The sequence below is a fragment of the Cytophagales bacterium genome, assembly GCA_019456305.1.
Taxonomy (GTDB): Bacteria; Bacteroidota; Bacteroidia; order Cytophagales; family VRUD01; genus VRUD01.
Genome location: VRUD01000090.1, coordinates 1 through 17,059, shown reverse-complemented (window position 1 = coordinate 17,059; position 17,059 = coordinate 1). Strand labels below are relative to the sequence as shown.

At 36.8% G+C, this 17,059-nt stretch carries 17 protein-coding genes; 8 read left to right on the top strand and 9 right to left on the bottom strand.

Annotated features, from left to right (window positions below; translation table 11 throughout):
• A partial coding sequence (locus FVQ77_15315; GenBank protein MBW8051673.1) for a T9SS type A sorting domain-containing protein occupies positions 1-190 on the top strand: 190 nt, incomplete at its 5' end.
• 454 nt (positions 191-644) lie between these two features.
• Positions 645-1,202, top strand: coding sequence for a tetratricopeptide repeat protein (locus FVQ77_15310; GenBank protein ID MBW8051672.1), 558 nt, complete (start codon positions 645-647; stop codon positions 1,200-1,202).
• Positions 1,203-1,329: 127 nt separating this feature from the next.
• Here the strand turns inward: FVQ77_15310 and FVQ77_15305 are convergent, their stop codons facing one another.
• The 4 genes from FVQ77_15305 to FVQ77_15290 all read right to left on the bottom strand — a co-directional run bounded on the left by FVQ77_15305 (position 1,330) and on the right by FVQ77_15290 (position 6,771).
• Positions 1,330-3,852 carry a T9SS type A sorting domain-containing protein gene (locus FVQ77_15305; protein ID MBW8051671.1) on the bottom strand — a complete coding sequence of 841 codons (2,523 nt, stop codon included), beginning with the start codon at positions 3,850-3,852 and terminating at the stop codon, positions 1,330-1,332.
• A 161-nt stretch (positions 3,853-4,013) separates the two neighbouring features.
• A complete protein-coding gene (locus FVQ77_15300; protein MBW8051670.1) occupies positions 4,014-4,289 on the bottom strand; it encodes a GxxExxY protein in 276 nt (91 codons plus the stop codon).
• Positions 4,290-4,461: 172 nt separating this feature from the next.
• Positions 4,462-5,601 carry a hypothetical protein gene (locus FVQ77_15295; protein ID MBW8051669.1) on the bottom strand — a complete coding sequence of 380 codons (1,140 nt, stop codon included), beginning with the start codon at positions 5,599-5,601 and terminating at the stop codon, positions 4,462-4,464.
• 102 nt (positions 5,602-5,703) lie between these two features.
• Complete coding sequence (locus FVQ77_15290; GenBank protein MBW8051668.1) at positions 5,704-6,771, bottom strand: hypothetical protein; 1,068 nt, start codon at positions 6,769-6,771, stop codon at positions 5,704-5,706.
• Between the two features lie 322 nt (positions 6,772-7,093).
• On the opposite strand from FVQ77_15290, the gene FVQ77_15285 reads away from it, so the two are divergent.
• Positions 7,094-8,119 (top strand): GNAT family N-acetyltransferase, encoded by a 1,026-nt coding sequence (locus FVQ77_15285; protein MBW8051667.1) that lies wholly within the window; start codon positions 7,094-7,096, stop codon positions 8,117-8,119.
• A 66-nt stretch (positions 8,120-8,185) separates the two neighbouring features.
• Here FVQ77_15285 and FVQ77_15280 read toward each other — a convergent pair whose 3' ends face one another.
• The 4 genes from FVQ77_15280 to FVQ77_15265 form a co-directional block, all read right to left on the bottom strand.
• Positions 8,186-8,434 carry a hypothetical protein gene (locus tag FVQ77_15280; GenBank protein ID MBW8051666.1) on the bottom strand — a complete coding sequence of 83 codons (249 nt, stop codon included), beginning with the start codon at positions 8,432-8,434 and terminating at the stop codon, positions 8,186-8,188.
• Positions 8,435-8,439: 5 nt separating this feature from the next.
• A complete protein-coding gene (locus FVQ77_15275) occupies positions 8,440-8,667 on the bottom strand; it encodes a hypothetical protein (protein MBW8051665.1) in 228 nt (75 codons plus the stop codon).
• Between the two features lie 6 nt (positions 8,668-8,673).
• Positions 8,674-10,113 carry an HTH domain-containing protein gene (locus FVQ77_15270; GenBank protein MBW8051664.1) on the bottom strand — a complete coding sequence of 480 codons (1,440 nt, stop codon included), beginning with the start codon at positions 10,111-10,113 and terminating at the stop codon, positions 8,674-8,676.
• A 133-nt stretch (positions 10,114-10,246) separates the two neighbouring features.
• Entirely contained in the window at positions 10,247-11,863 is a 1,617-nt protein-coding gene (locus tag FVQ77_15265; GenBank protein MBW8051663.1) for an acyl-CoA carboxylase subunit beta, read from the bottom strand.
• A gap of 100 nt (positions 11,864-11,963) precedes the next feature.
• Here FVQ77_15265 and FVQ77_15260 point away from each other — a divergent pair, with 100 nt between their 5' ends.
• The 5 genes from FVQ77_15260 (at position 11,964) to FVQ77_15240 (ending at position 15,920) form a co-directional block, all read left to right on the top strand.
• A complete protein-coding gene (locus FVQ77_15260; protein MBW8051662.1) occupies positions 11,964-12,788 on the top strand; it encodes a purine-nucleoside phosphorylase in 825 nt (274 codons plus the stop codon).
• A gap of 138 nt (positions 12,789-12,926) precedes the next feature.
• Entirely contained in the window at positions 12,927-13,160 is a 234-nt protein-coding gene (locus FVQ77_15255; protein ID MBW8051661.1) for a hypothetical protein, read from the top strand.
• Complete coding sequence (locus FVQ77_15250; protein MBW8051660.1) at positions 13,150-13,452, top strand: hypothetical protein; 303 nt, start codon at positions 13,150-13,152, stop codon at positions 13,450-13,452. Before FVQ77_15255 ends, FVQ77_15250 begins: the two co-directional genes overlap by 11 nt.
• An 89-nt stretch (positions 13,453-13,541) precedes the next feature.
• Positions 13,542-14,876, top strand: a complete 1,335-nt coding sequence (locus tag FVQ77_15245) for a pyrimidine-nucleoside phosphorylase (GenBank protein MBW8051659.1) — start codon at positions 13,542-13,544, stop codon at positions 14,874-14,876.
• Between the two features lie 216 nt (positions 14,877-15,092).
• A complete protein-coding gene (locus FVQ77_15240) occupies positions 15,093-15,920 on the top strand; it encodes a Fic family protein (GenBank protein ID MBW8051658.1) in 828 nt (275 codons plus the stop codon).
• Positions 15,921-16,080: 160 nt separating this feature from the next.
• On the opposite strand, the gene FVQ77_15235 is transcribed toward FVQ77_15240, so the two are convergent.
• Positions 16,081-16,980, bottom strand: a complete 900-nt coding sequence (locus FVQ77_15235; protein MBW8051657.1) for an RNA-directed DNA polymerase — start codon at positions 16,978-16,980, stop codon at positions 16,081-16,083.
• Between the last annotated feature and the right edge of the window lie 79 nt (positions 16,981-17,059).

Here is a 17,059-nt window from a genome sequence, read left to right as displayed (position 1 = left end):
AGGGTTGGAAATTGAAAAAATTGAGATTTACAATACCCTGGGGCAGAAGGTTCATGAAATGGATGTAAACAAAAAACCACAAACATTCAGTATGAATATGGCGATGCTATCTGCCGGAAATTACATGCTTAAAATCACAACCGGTAAAGGTATTATCATTAAGCAAGTGGCAGTGGAGAAAAGTCATTAAATTTGGTTACTCTAACGATGCCATCGCTTCTATTAATTAACGAATTAGTTATTTAATAATGCAATCGTTTCAAATAAAGGTATAGTTACTATAAGTTTTGAGCGATGGCATCGTTTGCGTATGATATGAGCAAGGGTGTTGCTCTTTTGGCTATTGTTGGGAATATTGTTCAGGGAAAATGGGATTTACCTGTTTATATTTTTGGATTTGTTGGAATGTTATTATCTTTTATAATTGCATATTTAATAGAAAGGGGTATTAAAAATGAGTAACCTTGCTATATTATTATTAGCTATTTGTGTGATTTTGCTTGGATTTATGGGATTGGCTTATTTATTGGGGTGGTTTAAAAAAGAAGAAGAGAAAGTCCGGGATTGATTACTAATGACACACCGCTAAATGCCCTTTTTTTAGAGTGAACTCATAATTGGTTTTGATAGGTTTTGCAAATCCAATGCAAGCCCAAATGGCTAAAGATTATTTTTATCGTGGAGTTTCAAAGGCGGATCTTGAAGATTATCGTGGAGCTATTCAGGACTTTAACAAAGCCATTGAACTAAACCCAAATGATGCACGTGCCTATTATAATCGTGGAGTTGCAAAGGCGAAACTTGAAGATTATCGTGGAGCTATTCAGGACTTTAACAAAGTCATTGAACTAAACCCAAATGATGCAGATGCCTATTATAATCGTGGACTTGCAAAAAGGAAACTTGAAGATTATCATGGAGCTATTCAGGACTATAACAAAGCCATTGAACTAAACCCAAATTATGCAGATGCCTATGGTAATCGTGGAAATGCAAAGGCGAAACTTGAAGATAATCGTGGAGCTATTCAGGACTTTAACAAAGTCATTGAACTAAACCCAAATGATGCACGTGCCTATTATAATCGTGGAGTTGTGAAATTAATGTTAAATGATAAAAATGGCGGTTGTTTGGACTTGAATAAAGCGGGTGAATTAGGATATTCAGATGCTTATGATTCAATAAAGGAGTTTTGTCAATAGAATTAAATAATTATGGATGTTATTTTGTATAAGGGCATCTCTAAAAACTACATATTTTTTAAAACACACCCCTTGCCCCTCTTGATAGAGGGGAATGTATGGTGTAGTTTTTAGAGATGCCCATAAATTACTTTACCAGCACAATTTTCTTCGTAACAACCTTTTCAACAGTCTGAATTTTCATAAAATAAATCCCATTCGTAAAATCCGAAATATCCATGCTCCATCTGCCATCTGCCCCTTTGCCACTCGGATTACCAATCCGAGCTACATATTCCCCCATTATATTATAGAGTTTGATTGAATGTATTTCTCTCAGGTTTTCGGAGCGCCCAACCTGAACTGTAACGATGCCGGTAGACGGATTGGGAAATACCTCTACATTGTTAGCGCTATTATCCGTTAACTTGCTAACAGCAATCAGTGAGCCTACTGTTACAGTATCAACGGAAGTATTACCGCAAAATGTATCGGTAATGGTTACAATGTAAATCCCCGCAGTCAGTCCGGTAGCTGTGGCAGTAGCCTGAGAATCGGGATCATTCCATTGGTAAATAAAATTTCCCGAACCACCACTCACAATCGCTGCAGCAGTACCATTGCTACAGCCTGTACAGGAGTCAGGTGTAGAAAAAAGGGATACAGAGAAGGCAGTTGGTTCATTAAGCGCTATTGTTACAGAAGCTGTATCTCCTAATGAGTCAACAAAAGTAACAACGTAAGTTCCGGCACATAGTCCAATAGCAGTAGATGAATCTTGTGCAGTGCTATCGTCCCACTGATAAGTATAAGGCGGTACGCCACCTAAAACAATTACCGCTGCCTGTCCATCACAGGAATCATAACAAACCGGATCAACTTTATCTATTAGCACAGCGCTGTAAGGCAGCAGTGGAAGGATTCCTCTATCTCTAAAACGTCTATAGATCACAAAATAATTTGCTCCATTATATAACAAGCTGTCTGCCTGTAAAAACAAATAAGCTGCCTGTGTAAACGTTAAATTTGGAGCATAGCTGTATAAAGATTGCAAAAGGATCCGGTCAGCATCAGTTCTGCCAATGTCTTCCCAGATCTGCATTAAAGTAGCGCTCCAAATATCAGCATCCTGGTTAATACCGCCAACCCAATCTTCCGGATAATGTTTGTTACTTATAACCCACCTGCCAGACCAAAACCCGTTATGTCCGTCCCAATTGAACACTTTTTGCCAACCGGATGTATCAATCGAACGGGACAGGGAAGCAGCCAAATAATCAGCATTGGCTTCATCCAAAGTTTTACGTTGCGTCCCTGTATTAGTATTAGGCGCTGCGCTGTAAGAGATGGCATGTCCATATTCGTGAATGATCACATCAGCATCTTCTCCGTCATCCACCCCGCCTTCACCGAAGGAAAGCAAATTTGAAAAGGAAGAAAACATGGAGTTATCCGCCCCGCTCATTCCATTGGCATCTACTTTTATTTGATAATTTACAAGGCTGTCAAAACCTAAACTTTGCAAATAATCCTGGTAATTATTGATATGGTAAAATATATTTACCTGCTCAAAACAAACATCACTTCGTGTATAGCAAAGATCAGCGGTGGTATCAAAACAAACAGAATTGGCGGGTGGATCATATTCACCAACAACACAATATGGGCTTTCAAGAAAAAATGTATCATTTTTAAATTTTACAGTCATCATAACAGAATCCCTTTCTGCATTTAGTTCAACAATATCAACATCATTTGAATCAACATAAGGTGAACCATAAGTTACGTTTGCAGTTGTAAGCGGATCGGGGTTGAAGATGCAGGCGTTTACGAGAGAATCTTTTTCAGTTGTGTCTTGTACATAGCGTCCCGGGTTACTCGGGAGCACAGAGCGCTGAACGCCATGCGCATACGTATTTAAATCTTTTTCATGAATGATCATCCCCCCTTTATCAAACAATATTTCAAACGAACCGGTTGATGTGTTTAAAGAACCATATCGTAAAAGTATTCCCTTTTTCAAATAATTTCCATCTGCATATAATATTTCCACAGAAGTGAATTGTATGTTAGAACTGTAAGACATGCCATCTTTTAAAGAAATGCCATGTGTGTTCTCAATTAATACATCTTTAAAATGTTCTTGTAAATATTTACCGGCAATATTAGTATCTGCATCTTCTGGGATCACTGCTAATGAGTCCAGCAGAAACGTATTATCAAAAACCGATGTAATTCTTAATGTTATGTACTCTGCCCCGCCAACTGGCGGGACTTTGGCCAGATTTATTTTAGTACTTGCCTCATAAACAGGGAATCCCATATATGTTTGCTGAAAAAGATAATGAAAACCAGCAGGGCTTGTGATCATATTTTTCAATTCAAACTCACCATAAGATTCTTCAGGATAGGTGGCTTTGATATAATCAAGCAGTTTTTTTTGTAACGATATGCCGGACCCGCCTGCCATAGGCCTTTGGCCTGTCCGCCAGACAGGCGGGCGGGCAGGTGTTGGATTTTGAAATTGAACGTTGGGGGTTAGCATCCGGGCAATTCTATTGTCCCTGTCATAACTTTCCCCGTTAGTATTTACTTTGACCTGGGAATTGCTTACATGCCCTGAACCACCTATAGCTAATCCGAGAAATAGAAATTGACAAATTTTATGCATTATTCTTATGATTAATAAAACGCTAATATACGAATTGTGTATAATGCTAATATACTAATTTATACTAATTATACGAATATTTTTACTCTGCTTCTTAATATAGATTTCTTTATTAGTATCATTAGTCCCGAGTACTCGGGATTAGCATTATATTATTAGTATCATAAAAACTTTTTCCTAACGTCAGTTTCAATGCGAACGATTCGTTTAGGTGACAGGTAATGAGTATAGAAATTCACCAACAAACCAAGCTTTTTATCTAATGATTGAAGATAACGCTGAATCTGATGATAGTCCTCTTTTGTAATCATTCTTTCAGCCTTTACTTCAAGTATTATTTTATTGTCAATCAGAAAATCAACTCTGTTGCCTGAATCATTAAATACATATTCTCTGATATATGGAATTTTTAATTCTATCAATAATTTTTCTATCAAATCACAATATTATTTCTCTCTTGCAAACCTTCCAAGCTGATTATGAACTTGGTACAAAATCCCTACTATTTTATAAGACAACTCAGGATGTATTAACTTCTCTTTTTTATTCGTATCATTAGTATTCATTAGTATATTAGCATTTTATATTCGTATATCAGCATTATACCTTCTACTGATCCAAGTACTCTTTCGCTTCCTGAATCACCCATTGATACTCAGTCAGATCCAGCGCTTTTTTATAATATTTTTCTGCTTTTTTATCATTACCTTCTTTGATCGCAATCCGGGCAAGGCCTGTATAGGCAAAGCTTAAATAATCATGGGCAAAATCTTCAAATTTATCACCTGAAGTAATGGCTTTTAAATACCAGGTTTTGGCAACCAGGTAATTCTGCATATATTTCTCCCGGGTTATAGCAACAAATAATTGACCTGTCATGATAAAAAAATCATTACCACTATTCATTAGCTTACTGATAAAGGGTCGGGCATCTTCATATTTTGCGGATGCAATAAGCGCTTCTGTGTGTCTTGTAACCATGTATAAATTTTTTGGATAATGATCCACAAGCTTTTGGGTAAATTCAATTGCCTTATAAGGAGATGACTCATATTTTAGGTAGATATGGGCAAGATATTCCAGCGCTTCCACTTTTGAAAAAACGGCTTTTTGTGCAGCAAGTTTTAATTGCTTCAAACCCTTTTGCTTATCACCGCCAGGAAAGAAGAACATAAAAGGTTTATAAAGAGGATGGGTTTCGGGATATTGCACAACATAGTAATTATAAAGCCCGGTTGAAAAATAAAACTCAGGGTATTGTTCTTTAAGCTTAAATCCTTTTTTCATATATGCATAAGCTTTCCGGGCCTCGTTTACTGCCTGTAAAGAGCTATTATTCTCCGAATGTAATAAGGATAAATAGCTATGGGCAGTCAATTTAGCATAAAATAACTCTACATTATTTTCGTCATTTTCCAGTAAGCTGTCGGAAAGCTCTAAAACTCTGGCAAGATATGCTTCCTGCTGATCAAACAGCGCTTTATTATCAAATACCGGCATCATTTCCCAGTAGGTCATCAATGCCATTAAGAGAGGGTATATAGGATGATGTGGTAATCTTACTTTTAATTTTTTAAAGAAAACTTCTGCTTCTTCAAATTCATAATTATACAATTTATCAATCCCTTTCACTATCAACTCCTCCGATACCTTATCATCAACGATGTAGTTTTGGGAAAAAAGACAGGAGTATTGAGATAGGAGTATTGAGAAGAGAAAAATCAATATTTTAAAAGGTTTTTTTTCCATTAGTATTCTATTTCCTAATCAATAGGACATCTCTAAAAACTACACCATATATTCCCCTCTATCAAGAGGGGCAAGGGGTGTGTTTTAAAAAATATGTAGTTTTTAGAGATGCCCAATAATCAATCTTAATTCCTGGTAATATATTAAAAATATAGCCAACACAGCCATCGCCAGGCCAATTTTGTTGATATTCAACAGTTCCTCTTTGAAAATTAAATATGCTAATATAGCAGAAACCATAATAATGCCAATATTAAATATGGGAAAAACCAAAGCGCCATTATTATTGAAAGCTGTAAGCGCTTTCAGCAGGAAATAAATTGAAAAGTAATTTGGAATGCCCAGGATAATTCCCGCTGTAATACTTTTTAAATCTATTTTTAACTGTTGCGTAATTATCATATAAAGAACAACAACAATCCCGGCAAGGCTCGCTGATACGAACATGATGAGCGGGAACAAACTTTCCTCCGATTCCCCAATATATTTATAATTTGTATAATTTATCATCGTGTCAATCACGCCTCCTAATATGAATACGCTTAAAGGCAGAAAGTAAATCAATTTTGGATCTGGGATTTTAGATTTCCTCTGATTCCCCCCCGCCTGCCAGCTCTGTCGGATTGCCTGTTGGGCGGGCAGGGATTCATCCCCGCCTACCAGCTCCGAGGGAAGGCTTGGTGAGCGGGCAGGCATTCCCCGATTCAATTTCTCCCCAGGCCTGAACGTGCACAGATAGATAGCAGGCAGGGCAGTTATTATACCCAAAATGTTAAAGAATGTAAAACCTCTGGATTCAATTTTGAACACAAAAAGGCTAAAGATCACGGGAATTACTAACGACATTTTGTTTGCCACTGTAGAAAGTGTAATACTTACCTTTTGAGCCGTAAGCGCCATTAAATAAAATGTGAAAACAAATAAGACTCCTATAATAAAAGCAAGAATCACCCAGGTATGGTGAAAGATGGATAATGGATGATGTAAGACGTTATACATCGAATATCTGCCAGGAAGATGAGAAAACTGAAGAAAAATCAATCCAATCAATACGCATATAACATAGTTAACCACAATTGCCAGAAAAGTGTTGACCTTAAACCTGACGAAAGATTTAAAAAGCAGAAATAGTAATACAGAAAGAAATATGCTAATTATGAGATAAAACATCCTAAGATTCAGATATGAGTATTAAGATTTATACCGTTGAGTCCACTCTAAAAAGTCCAAAAAATAAAAATGCCACTAAAACACCAAAGCACTAAATCCCACAAAACCCTGAAAATCAATTAGTTAATTTTTAGTGGGATTTAGTGTTTTTGCACTTTTGTGGCAAAAAAGACTTTTTAGAGTGGACTCACCGTTAGATAAGATTAATATTGTAATTAATTTTTTTCAAAGATATTCATTTACTTTGTATTATTTAATTTGTAAAAGGAAATCTCATAATTCGAAACTCGAAACTCGAAACTCGAATCTCGAATCTCAAACTATGAAAATTGAATTTAAAGCAAATAAAAAATATTCTATATTAATAAATAATGCACTTGAGAGTGGGAAACGCCATGCCCCGCCAGTTGGCGGGGTTATGCGCTATGCGCATACCTTTCCTGTTTTCCTTTTCAATAAAGCATCACACCTGAAATTTCAACCCAACGAAAATTTAGTAATATTCAATCTGGTCAATAATAATACCCATAAAATTGAAGCCCTCTTTAACCTCTTCGTTGATGGAAATGCAGGCTGCAGCCCATACAGGTCTTCGTTTGGTTCCATAGAGTTTGACAGCAGGTTATCTTTAGAAAATTTAAATATATTCATTGAGGAGATAAATAAATGGGCTGTTAAAAAAAAGCTGAAAAGCCTGGTCGTAAAATCCTATCCCTTCTGTTATGCACCTGAAAATAGCATTTTGCTGACAAACTGCTTTATAAACCAGGGATATAAAATAGTAACCGCTGAACTAAACCAGCACATAAATATTTTGGATTTCGCCTGTCCCGATAAAGTCGGGAGATTTGAGATTTTGGATTTATTCCACCTTTCTGAAAAAAGAAGATTAAAAAAATGCGAGCAGGCAGGATTTATTTTTCAGTCAGATAAGCAGGTACCATTAAATGAAGCATATGATTTTATAAAAAAAGCACGGGACAGGCAAGGACATCCTTTAACCATGAGCTATGGAACGCTGGCTGAAATGTTTCACCATTTCCCAAATGAATACCAGATTTTCACGGTAAGAGACAAAGAAATAATAGCAGCCCTAACCGTTACCATAAAGATCAACAAAAAGATCCTCTACAACTTCTATCCGGCTGATTCGCATCAGTACAAAAATTTCAGCCCGATGGTAATGCTTGTGAAAGGACTACTTCATCATTGTGTTAAAAATGGGTTTAAACTACTGGACCTTGGCATTTCTACTGAGTACTCAAAACCCAATTACGGGTTGATAAATTTTAAAAAAAATATAGGGGCTGAAAGTAGTTTGAAGCTTACTTTCAGGAAGGAATTTTGAGGCTGCCACAATCGGTTTGAGAAAGTGGTGTTTTTATTTCCGGCATCTCATTATACGTTTTGCCTTCTAATTTTCGCCCTGCCTTTTTCTTGTTGCGGTTTTGTTGTTGCTGGCAAAGTGCAAATGAAATATAGCCACATTTTTTGGATCTGTGAATAATGTTTTTTCTGTTTCATAAACCTTTTTTCTACCATTATTAAAATCTCCAACGGAAAGCCAAGGTAAGTCTCCATTCCAATATTCAGCAATTGTAGTTTTCGGAGTACCACCTCCAATTAAATCCATTATATCTGCAAGTTTATACTCCTTCCACATAAGTATTAATCTTTTGCAATTTGATTATGACCTGTTAAGGCAATTGCAACAGTACCTTTGTCTTTTTCACTTTCTTTATGTCTTCCGTAATACCATTGCGTATCGGCATCTACTTTAATAGAAACTTCGTCAATTCTGTCTATATCATTATAGCCGCCTTCATATCCTGCCACAACTATTCTTGTTTCAGGTGAAAACTGTTTTAGTTTTCCAATGAGATCTGTTACTGTCATGCTTTTTTAGTTATTAATTAGAATTTCCCAATATCCGCCTTTATCCGGACCAATACGTTGTATTTTATTTTCTTTTTTTAATATAGCTATATGCTTTGCCACAGCTCTTCGGCTTATATTAAGTAGCTCTGCCATCTCTGTAGTTGTGAGCTCAGAATTATCATTTATAAATTGTAGGATTTTCTGTGAACTTTTCTGTGAACTTTTCTGTGAACTTTTCTGTGAACTTTTCTGTGAACCTTTCACCGAACTTTTCACCGAACCTTTCCTGGTAGCTTTCTGGGTAGTATCTTCTATTTTCCCCCCAATTTTTTTATCCTTTTCGGGATAACGCCAGAAAGTAATAGTTACAAAACCAGTAAAGGTATATTTAACGGGAGGTAAACCAACTTCATTAACTAAGTTCTGAATACGTTTCACTCCTGTTCCCATTTTTTCAATCCAGCCCATCCGGTGAATCAGATTTGCTATATTCGGATTTCTTAACATACTCTTGCTTCCAAAATCTTCGGGATCTAATCCTTTTGGTAGTCCTCCGGGACTGGAAATTTCTAATCTGTTGTCAAACAACTCTACCATAACGTTTGCCCCTTTCTGGAAATAGTCACGATGTATAACTGCATTTACTAATGCTTCACGTAAAGCTTCGTAAGGTAATTCCGGGATTTCTTTTCGTGCTAAAGAGCCGTCAAACTCGTAACGCAGTTTTAAATGTTGCTTCATAAACAACATAGCATCGTTTATGCTTGAAATAATATCTTTATTAAAGTCTTTTTTGTCAAGTATAGTCACTTTTTCGTTACCTTTGTATAAGGCACAGGTAACGGTAGTATGGTAATAATGATCACTCAAATCCTTTGCAAAAAACAAAACTGAAGTGTTATTGTAGAGCACATTGTTTCTTTCAACTTCGCCTACCCCAAGGTTTTTTATAATCTGTGGTAATGGTAATACAGGAGTTATTCCCGCTTGTTTCAATAACAATTTGAATTTTTCTTCAGAAAAATCTTTTTTAGTGAAATCTTTATGTATAAGTTCATCAAACCTTATTTTACCTTCACTTTTAACAAACTCCACTATTTCGTTCCGTGAAAGTTTTTGTGCATTAGGTCCTATCCGATTATAAAAACCGCTTGAACATTCGTAAGGTTTATCTGTACCTTCTCTAACTTCTACAATTAAGATATTTTCAAACTGATTAAATAAGATTTTTACAGGCGGATCACAATTATTTGCAATATCCTGAATTTGTGACTTTAAGGTATTATCAATTTTTATTCCTTTAATCTTTCCATCATCAGTAATACCAATAAAAATCCTGCCACCTGAGGCATTAGCAAAAGCAACCATTTCTTTATTGATATTGGAAGACCGTTCTTTAAACTCAATACGGTAATCTTCGCCTTCCTGCAATATCAATTCTATTTCTTGTTTTGAATACTTCATGATTGAATCATCACCTTTGCAAGGTTTTCATTAATTTTTTTATTTAATTCAGTTTCTTCGGTCATTTGCTTTTCAAGTTCTGCTTGGCAGAAAATCAAATAAAAATCTCTTGTATGGGCCGTAAATTGTAAATTTACAACGGCATATTCCCATGCTTCTTCTTCGGCAATTTATCCACCTTATTCTCAAGCATTTTAAAAGCAGTGATCAGCTTTTTGCGGGTTTCTTCCGGTTTGATCACCTCGTCAATATAGCCCCGGTGTGCTGCCCGGTAAGGAGTAGTAAATTTTTGGGTGTAGTCATCCACTTTTTCCTGTAGTACAGCCTCCGGGTCTTTGGCGTCTGCTATCTCTTTTTTAAAGATAATTTCTGTGGCTCCTTTGGGGCCCATCACAGCAATTTCAGCAGTTGGCCAGGCATAGTTCATATCTGCCTTGATGTGCTTGGAATTCATCACATCATAAGCGCCTCCATAAGCTTTACGGGTGATGACAGTGATGCGGGGCACGGTGGCTTCACAGAAAGCATAAAGCAGCTTAGCGCCACTGGTGATTATTCCATTCCATTCCTGGTCGGTACCGGGCAAGAACCCGGGTACATCTTCCAACACCAATAAAGGGATATTAAAGGAATCACAAAACCTGACGAATCTTGCTGCTTTCATACTGGCGTTAATATCCAGAACCCCTGCCAGTACTGCCGGTTGGTTGCCTACAATTCCAATGCTTCTGCCGCCTATCCTGGCAAAACCTACAACAATGTTTTCTGCAAAAATCTTATGAACCTCAAAAAAAGCCCCGTCATCCCGGCCTTGTTTTAACTGGTCTATAATACCTTCAATAATGTCCCTGATGTCATAGGGTTGGTTGGGATTATCCGGTACTATGTCGTTAAGCTGCGGTCTCGCCTCATCACCATCAGACTCATAAGCAAGTATGGGAGGATCATCTTCGCAGTTCTGGGGTATGTAGCTTAATAATTCTTTAATATTACTGATACATTCAATTTCATTGGCACAGGAAAAATGGGCAACCCCGCTTTTTGAGCTGTGCACAGCAGCGCCTCCTAATTCTTCGGCTGTTACTTTCTCTTTTGTAACCGTTTTTACAACATTAGGGCCTGTAACAAACATATAGGAGGTATGCTCAACCATCAATATAAAATCAGTAATGGCTGGAGAATAGACAGCCCCCCCTGCACAGGGCCCCATGACCGCAGAGATTTGCGGCACTACCCCTGAAGCCATCGTATTTCTGTAAAATATCTCGGCATAGCCGCCCAGGGAGTTCACTCCTTCCTGGATGCGGGCTCCTCCGGAATCATTCAGTCCAATAACAGGCGCTCCATTCTTCATCGCCAGGTCCATTATCTTACATATCTTTTCGGCATTGGTCTCTGAAAGCGAACCTCCCAGAACTGTAAAATCCTGGGAAAAAACATAAACCAATCTCCCTTGAATGGTTCCATATCCTGTAACCACGCCATCCCCAAGATAATACTGTTTATCAAGGCCAAAGTCTTTACAGCGGTGCATCACAAATTTGCCGATCTCCTCAAATGAGCCTTCATCAAGCAGCAGTTTCACTCTTTCCCTGGCAGTAAGCTTACCCTTTTTATGCTGTGCTTCTATTCGCTTCTCACCTCCGCCCAATAATGCTTCTGCATTTTTTTTGTCTAATATTCGGTGTTTTCTATGTTGAATATCATTTTGAATTTCACGGTGGTAATTTTTTAATTTTGTTTTTGCCATAGCTTTTTAACCAATAAATGTAATAAAATTGTTGGTTACTAAAAATTTTTTACAATTTAGGGAATATTTTTTAAAAACTTAATTCGTTAAATATTATTTCATGAACTTATTACAAAAATTAAATGAATCCTTAATATATTTAAGTGAAAGGATAAATTTCAGGCCTGAAATAGGGCTGATCTTAGGCTCAGGGTTAGGCTCTCTTGCCGATGAAATTGAAAATGCTGTAAAAATCCCTTACGAAAAAATTCCACATTTCCCGGTTTCTACGGTTGAAGGCCATGAAGGGCAATTGGTCATAGGAAAACTTGAGGATAAAGTTGTTGTTGCAATGCAGGGAAGGGTACACTATTATGAAGGCTATTCAATGCAGGAGATAACCTACCCCGTAAGGTTGATGAAGAAAATTGGCGTGGAGGTTTTGATCGTAACCAACGCCTGCGGGGGACTGAACCCTGAACTATACCCCGGGGCTTTAATGTTCATTGAGGATCATATCAATTTCACCGGTGATAATCCGCTAATAGGTCAAAATTTTGATGAGCTTGGCCCCAGGTTCCCTGATATGTCATCAGCTTACGATAAAAATTTGCTTGCCCTTGGTATGTCGGTTGGAGAAAAGCTTGGAATTGAAACTAAAACAGGCGTTCACACAGCCGTGAGCGGCCCTAATTTCGTTTCCAAAGCAGAGCTTGGCATGATCAGAAAATTTGGTTCAGACACCATTGGCATGTCCACAATCCCTGAAGTGATCGTAGCGGTGCATGCCGGCATCAAAGCGCTGGGCATTTGTTGCGTCACAGATATGGCAATACCCGACCAGCTTGAGCCGATTGACCATGAAAAAGTGATGAAGCAGGCTTTGAAGACAAAACCGAAGTTTATAAAATTAGTGAGAGGAATAATTAAAGAGTTGCAGTTATAAGAGGAATTGTTTTAGTTAGTTGTTTTTTACTTTTTATTGATGTATTTTTGCAAGTAAATAGGCTCTTAGGATCTCATTATTACCCCCGAGTACTCGGGGTCGATAATTGAATAAGAAATTAATAATTTTATGTTGATTATGAACTTACAATATATTTCAGACAGTAATGGTAAAACAACCGGGATTTTCATTCCTATTAAGGATTGGGAAGTCCTTAAAAAAAGGCTTAAAGGTCTCAAACAAGAAGAAGATACTGAACCTACTAAACAGGGAATTTTAGACGGAATTAAGCAAGCCGTTAAAGAGGTGAATTTGATTAAACAGGGTAAGTTAAAAGCAACTCCTTTAAAAGACTTTCTGGATGAACTTTAGCATCGAAGCTATCCCCTATTTTAAAAAACAGGCAAAACGGCTGACTAAAAAATACCCCTCTTTAAAACAAGAACTTGACGAATTGGGTAAAAGACTTTCCTGCAATCCCAAACAAGGCATACCCATTGGCCACAACTGCTACAAAATTCGCCTCGCTATAAAATCAAAAGGTAAAGGTAAAAGCGGTGGCGCAAGAATTATCACCCATATCGTAGTTATCAAAGAAAAAGTGTTTTTATTATCTGTTTATGATAAATCCGATAATGAAAATATATCTGATAAAGAAATATGAAAACTTTTAAAATATATTGAATAAAATCATTATACCTGGAGTAGACATAAAAAGATACAAATTCCAAAGGGTATAAATCCTAAATTATCATGAGAATCTACGACATCATTCTAAAAAAACGCAACGGAGAAGAACTTTCAAAAGAAGAGATAGATTTTGTAATATCAGGTTATGTCAAAGGAGATATCCCTGACTATCAAATGCCGGCACTTCTGATGGCTATTTACTTCAAGGGCCTTAACAAAAGAGAAACGATTGATCTCACTACTGCGATGATCAATTCAGGGGAGGTGATTGACCTGTCTAAGATCAAAGGAATAAAAGTTGATAAGCATAGCACGGGGGGGGTTGGAGATAAGACCTCTATAGTTTTAGGGCCAATGGTTGCAGCATGCGGGGTTCCTGTCGCTAAATTATCAGGCAGAGGCCTCGGACATACAGGCGGCACGATCGATAAGCTGGAATCTTTTTCCGGTTTTTCTGTGGAAATGTCTGAAAATCAATTTGTTAGGAACGTTAACGACATTGGAATAGCCATCGGAGCTCAAACTGCAAATCTCGTTCCTGCAGATAAAATGCTCTATGCTTTAAGGGATGTAACTGCCACGGTGGATAATATTTCACTGATAGCAAGCAGCATTATGAGCAAAAAGCTTGCTTCAGGGGCAGATGCTATCATACTTGACGTAAAAACCGGTGATGGCGCTTTTATGAAAGATACTGACAGCGCCTTTGAACTTGCAAAAAGGTTGGTGGATATTGGTACGGGTATGGGCAAGGAAACCGTAGCGATAGTCAGCGATATGGAACAACCGCTTGGCAATGCTATTGGTAATGCTATTGAAGTAGAAGAAACAATTAATACGCTAAAAGGAAACGGGCCTGAAGACCTAATTGAACTCTGCCTGAAATTAGGTTCGAAAATGCTGATGCTTGCAGGTGTTGCAAAAAGTGAAAAGGATGCTGTTGCAAGCTTAAAGGAAACGATTGATTCTGGTAAAGCATTGGAAAAGCTCAAACAATTCGTAAAAGCGCAGAGCGGTGATCCCAGGCAGGTGGATGACCCAACACTTCTACCTGCATCAAATTGTGAACTGGATGTGGTATCAGAAAAGCAAGGTTATATTGAAAAAATTCATGCGGAAACCATCGGGCGTTCCTCGCTGATCCTTGGTGCGGGCAGAGAAACTAAGGAAAGTGAAATTGATCTGGCTGCGGGAATCTATCTGCACAAAAAAGTAGGAGACTATGTTAAAAAAGACGAAAAATTGGCTACATTACATACCAATAATGAAAACAAAATGCAACCGGCTAAAGAAAAAATGTTGACTGCTTATAAGTTTTTAAATTCCAAAGTAGCGCCAAGGCCTTTGATATTTGGGGAGGTTTCGGAAGATGGGGTTGTTTATTACAAATGGAAATAGTTAATTTAGCTGTTAGGGGTTAGCCGTTAATTTCAGTGTAATAATGAAACTGTTGATCATGCGTTGCTCTTCATGCAACCCTTTAATTAAAAGCTGTTAGCTGTTGGCTGTTAGCTAAAAGCTAACAGCTAGCTGTTAAACCTTATTTTTCATCGTTTAGTTTTTATACTAAATGAAACACTTAAACCTTACTTTTCGTATATTTGCATTACTATCATGGATAAATTAACAGAAAATATAAAACAATTAAAGAATTATGTTCCAGACTTCTATAATGAAGATATTGCAGACATTCTATTAACTTCTCATTCTACAAGAATTGAGGGAAATCTAATGACCTTTTCACAAGTTGAAAAATTTATAACATCAGGAGTTCCTACAAATAAACAATCCATGCATTTTCATAACATGGTACAAGATCATCAAAATGCAATTGCTTTAATGAAATCATATTCAGGCGATATTTTAACGGAACAAAAAATAAAAGCAATTGGTGGAGCTGTAATGAAAAATACCGGAGGACCAACCAATCATGTTCTTGGTACTTACGATACAACAAAAGGAGATTACAGATTTGGGTTAGCGCATGGAGGAACACAAAAAACATATATTGACCACACTAAAGTTGAACCAGAAATGAAAAAATTAATTTCTTTTCTCAATAAAGAATTGAAAAGAGATTTATCAATAAATGAAACATCAGACGTTGCTTTTTATGCTCACTATCAATTTGTTCAAATTCATCCTTTTGGTGATGGAAACGGAAGAACCTCACGTATATTAATGAACCATTGTCTTTTAGAAAAAGGTTTACCTATGGGTTACGTTATGGAAAAAGACAAAATCAAATATTTTAATGCTTTAAATTCTGCCCGTAACAAAGCAGATGTAAACATTTTCAATTCTTTTATGTTTCAACAATATAAATCTTCAATTGTAGAAAGAATCGAAAAATATAAATCACTTCAAAAAATTGCTTCTAAAAAAAAATCAAAAACGATTAAATCAAAAAATTCAGGAATGTCATTTTCTGTCCTGGGATAATCATTTTCAATTAAAATTTATAATAGAGATTTTAAAACTAAAAGACAAAAGACATTTCTTTTAAGCCCGTGTTAGCGGCTGGGCGAACTTGCTCGTCACTGCCAGGTTGCTTGTAAAGCGTTTTGTTGTACGCCCGTGTCCACACGCATGGAATAAAAATTTAGTTTTTAACTATTCTGATTTTGGGAACTAATTTACAGTACCCACCGGAGATATAAACATAATTCCAAAAATATGCTGAAAGATTTTTCAGTAACATTTTCTTTCGCAGCTTATATGTTTTGTAATGCTTTATTATACCAAGATAAGAGTTCATACTGCTGATAAAAGCATTTTGTTCCTCCGTATTCAATTTTTTCTTTTCACGGATTATTTTATTCCATTCCTCAATGGTTTTATAAAAATTGCCTTTGGTGCGCCTGGCAATGTAAGTACGGTGAGGTTTTATAACCGCACCAAGAAACTGAACGCCATTTTCGTACGATTGCAAGTATATTTTGCGTGGATGCAAATTCAGGTGTAAAGTTGAAAGCAGAAAGTTAGAAAGTTGCTGTACAAGTGATTTTAGATACTCCTTGTCGCTGTGAATAATTACAAAATCATCCACATAGCGACCGTAGTAACGGATTTGAAGTTCGTGTTTTATGTAGTGGTCAAAACTATCCAAATAAAAGCTTGCAAGTATCTGGCTCGTGAGGTTGCCAATGGGCAATCCGCAATTAACAGGACTATGGAATAAACTTTTGGTAGCCGGTAAATTATTCCAGTCCGTTTGATTTCCTTTTATGAAACAATTTTTTGTCGGGTCGTTATCAATTACCTTTTTGCATAGTTCAATGAGCAATTCCTTATCTGGCGCTATGTATTTCTCATTGATAAATGATTGCAGGCGGTTAAACAAAATATTTTTGTCAATGTGCATAAAGAAACCCTCTATATCTAATTTAAGAATATGACAAGGCAACTGATAGTTTTGGCTGCATTGACGAATAAAGTGTGTAACTCTGTTTATGCCAAAGTGTGTTCCTTTACCTGTACGACAGGCATAACTATCGTAAATAAAGGTCTAATAGACAAAAGGTGGTTGGTTTTACTGATTTAAAATTTCATCAATTGCTTTCTTTTTCCTATGTTCTTTT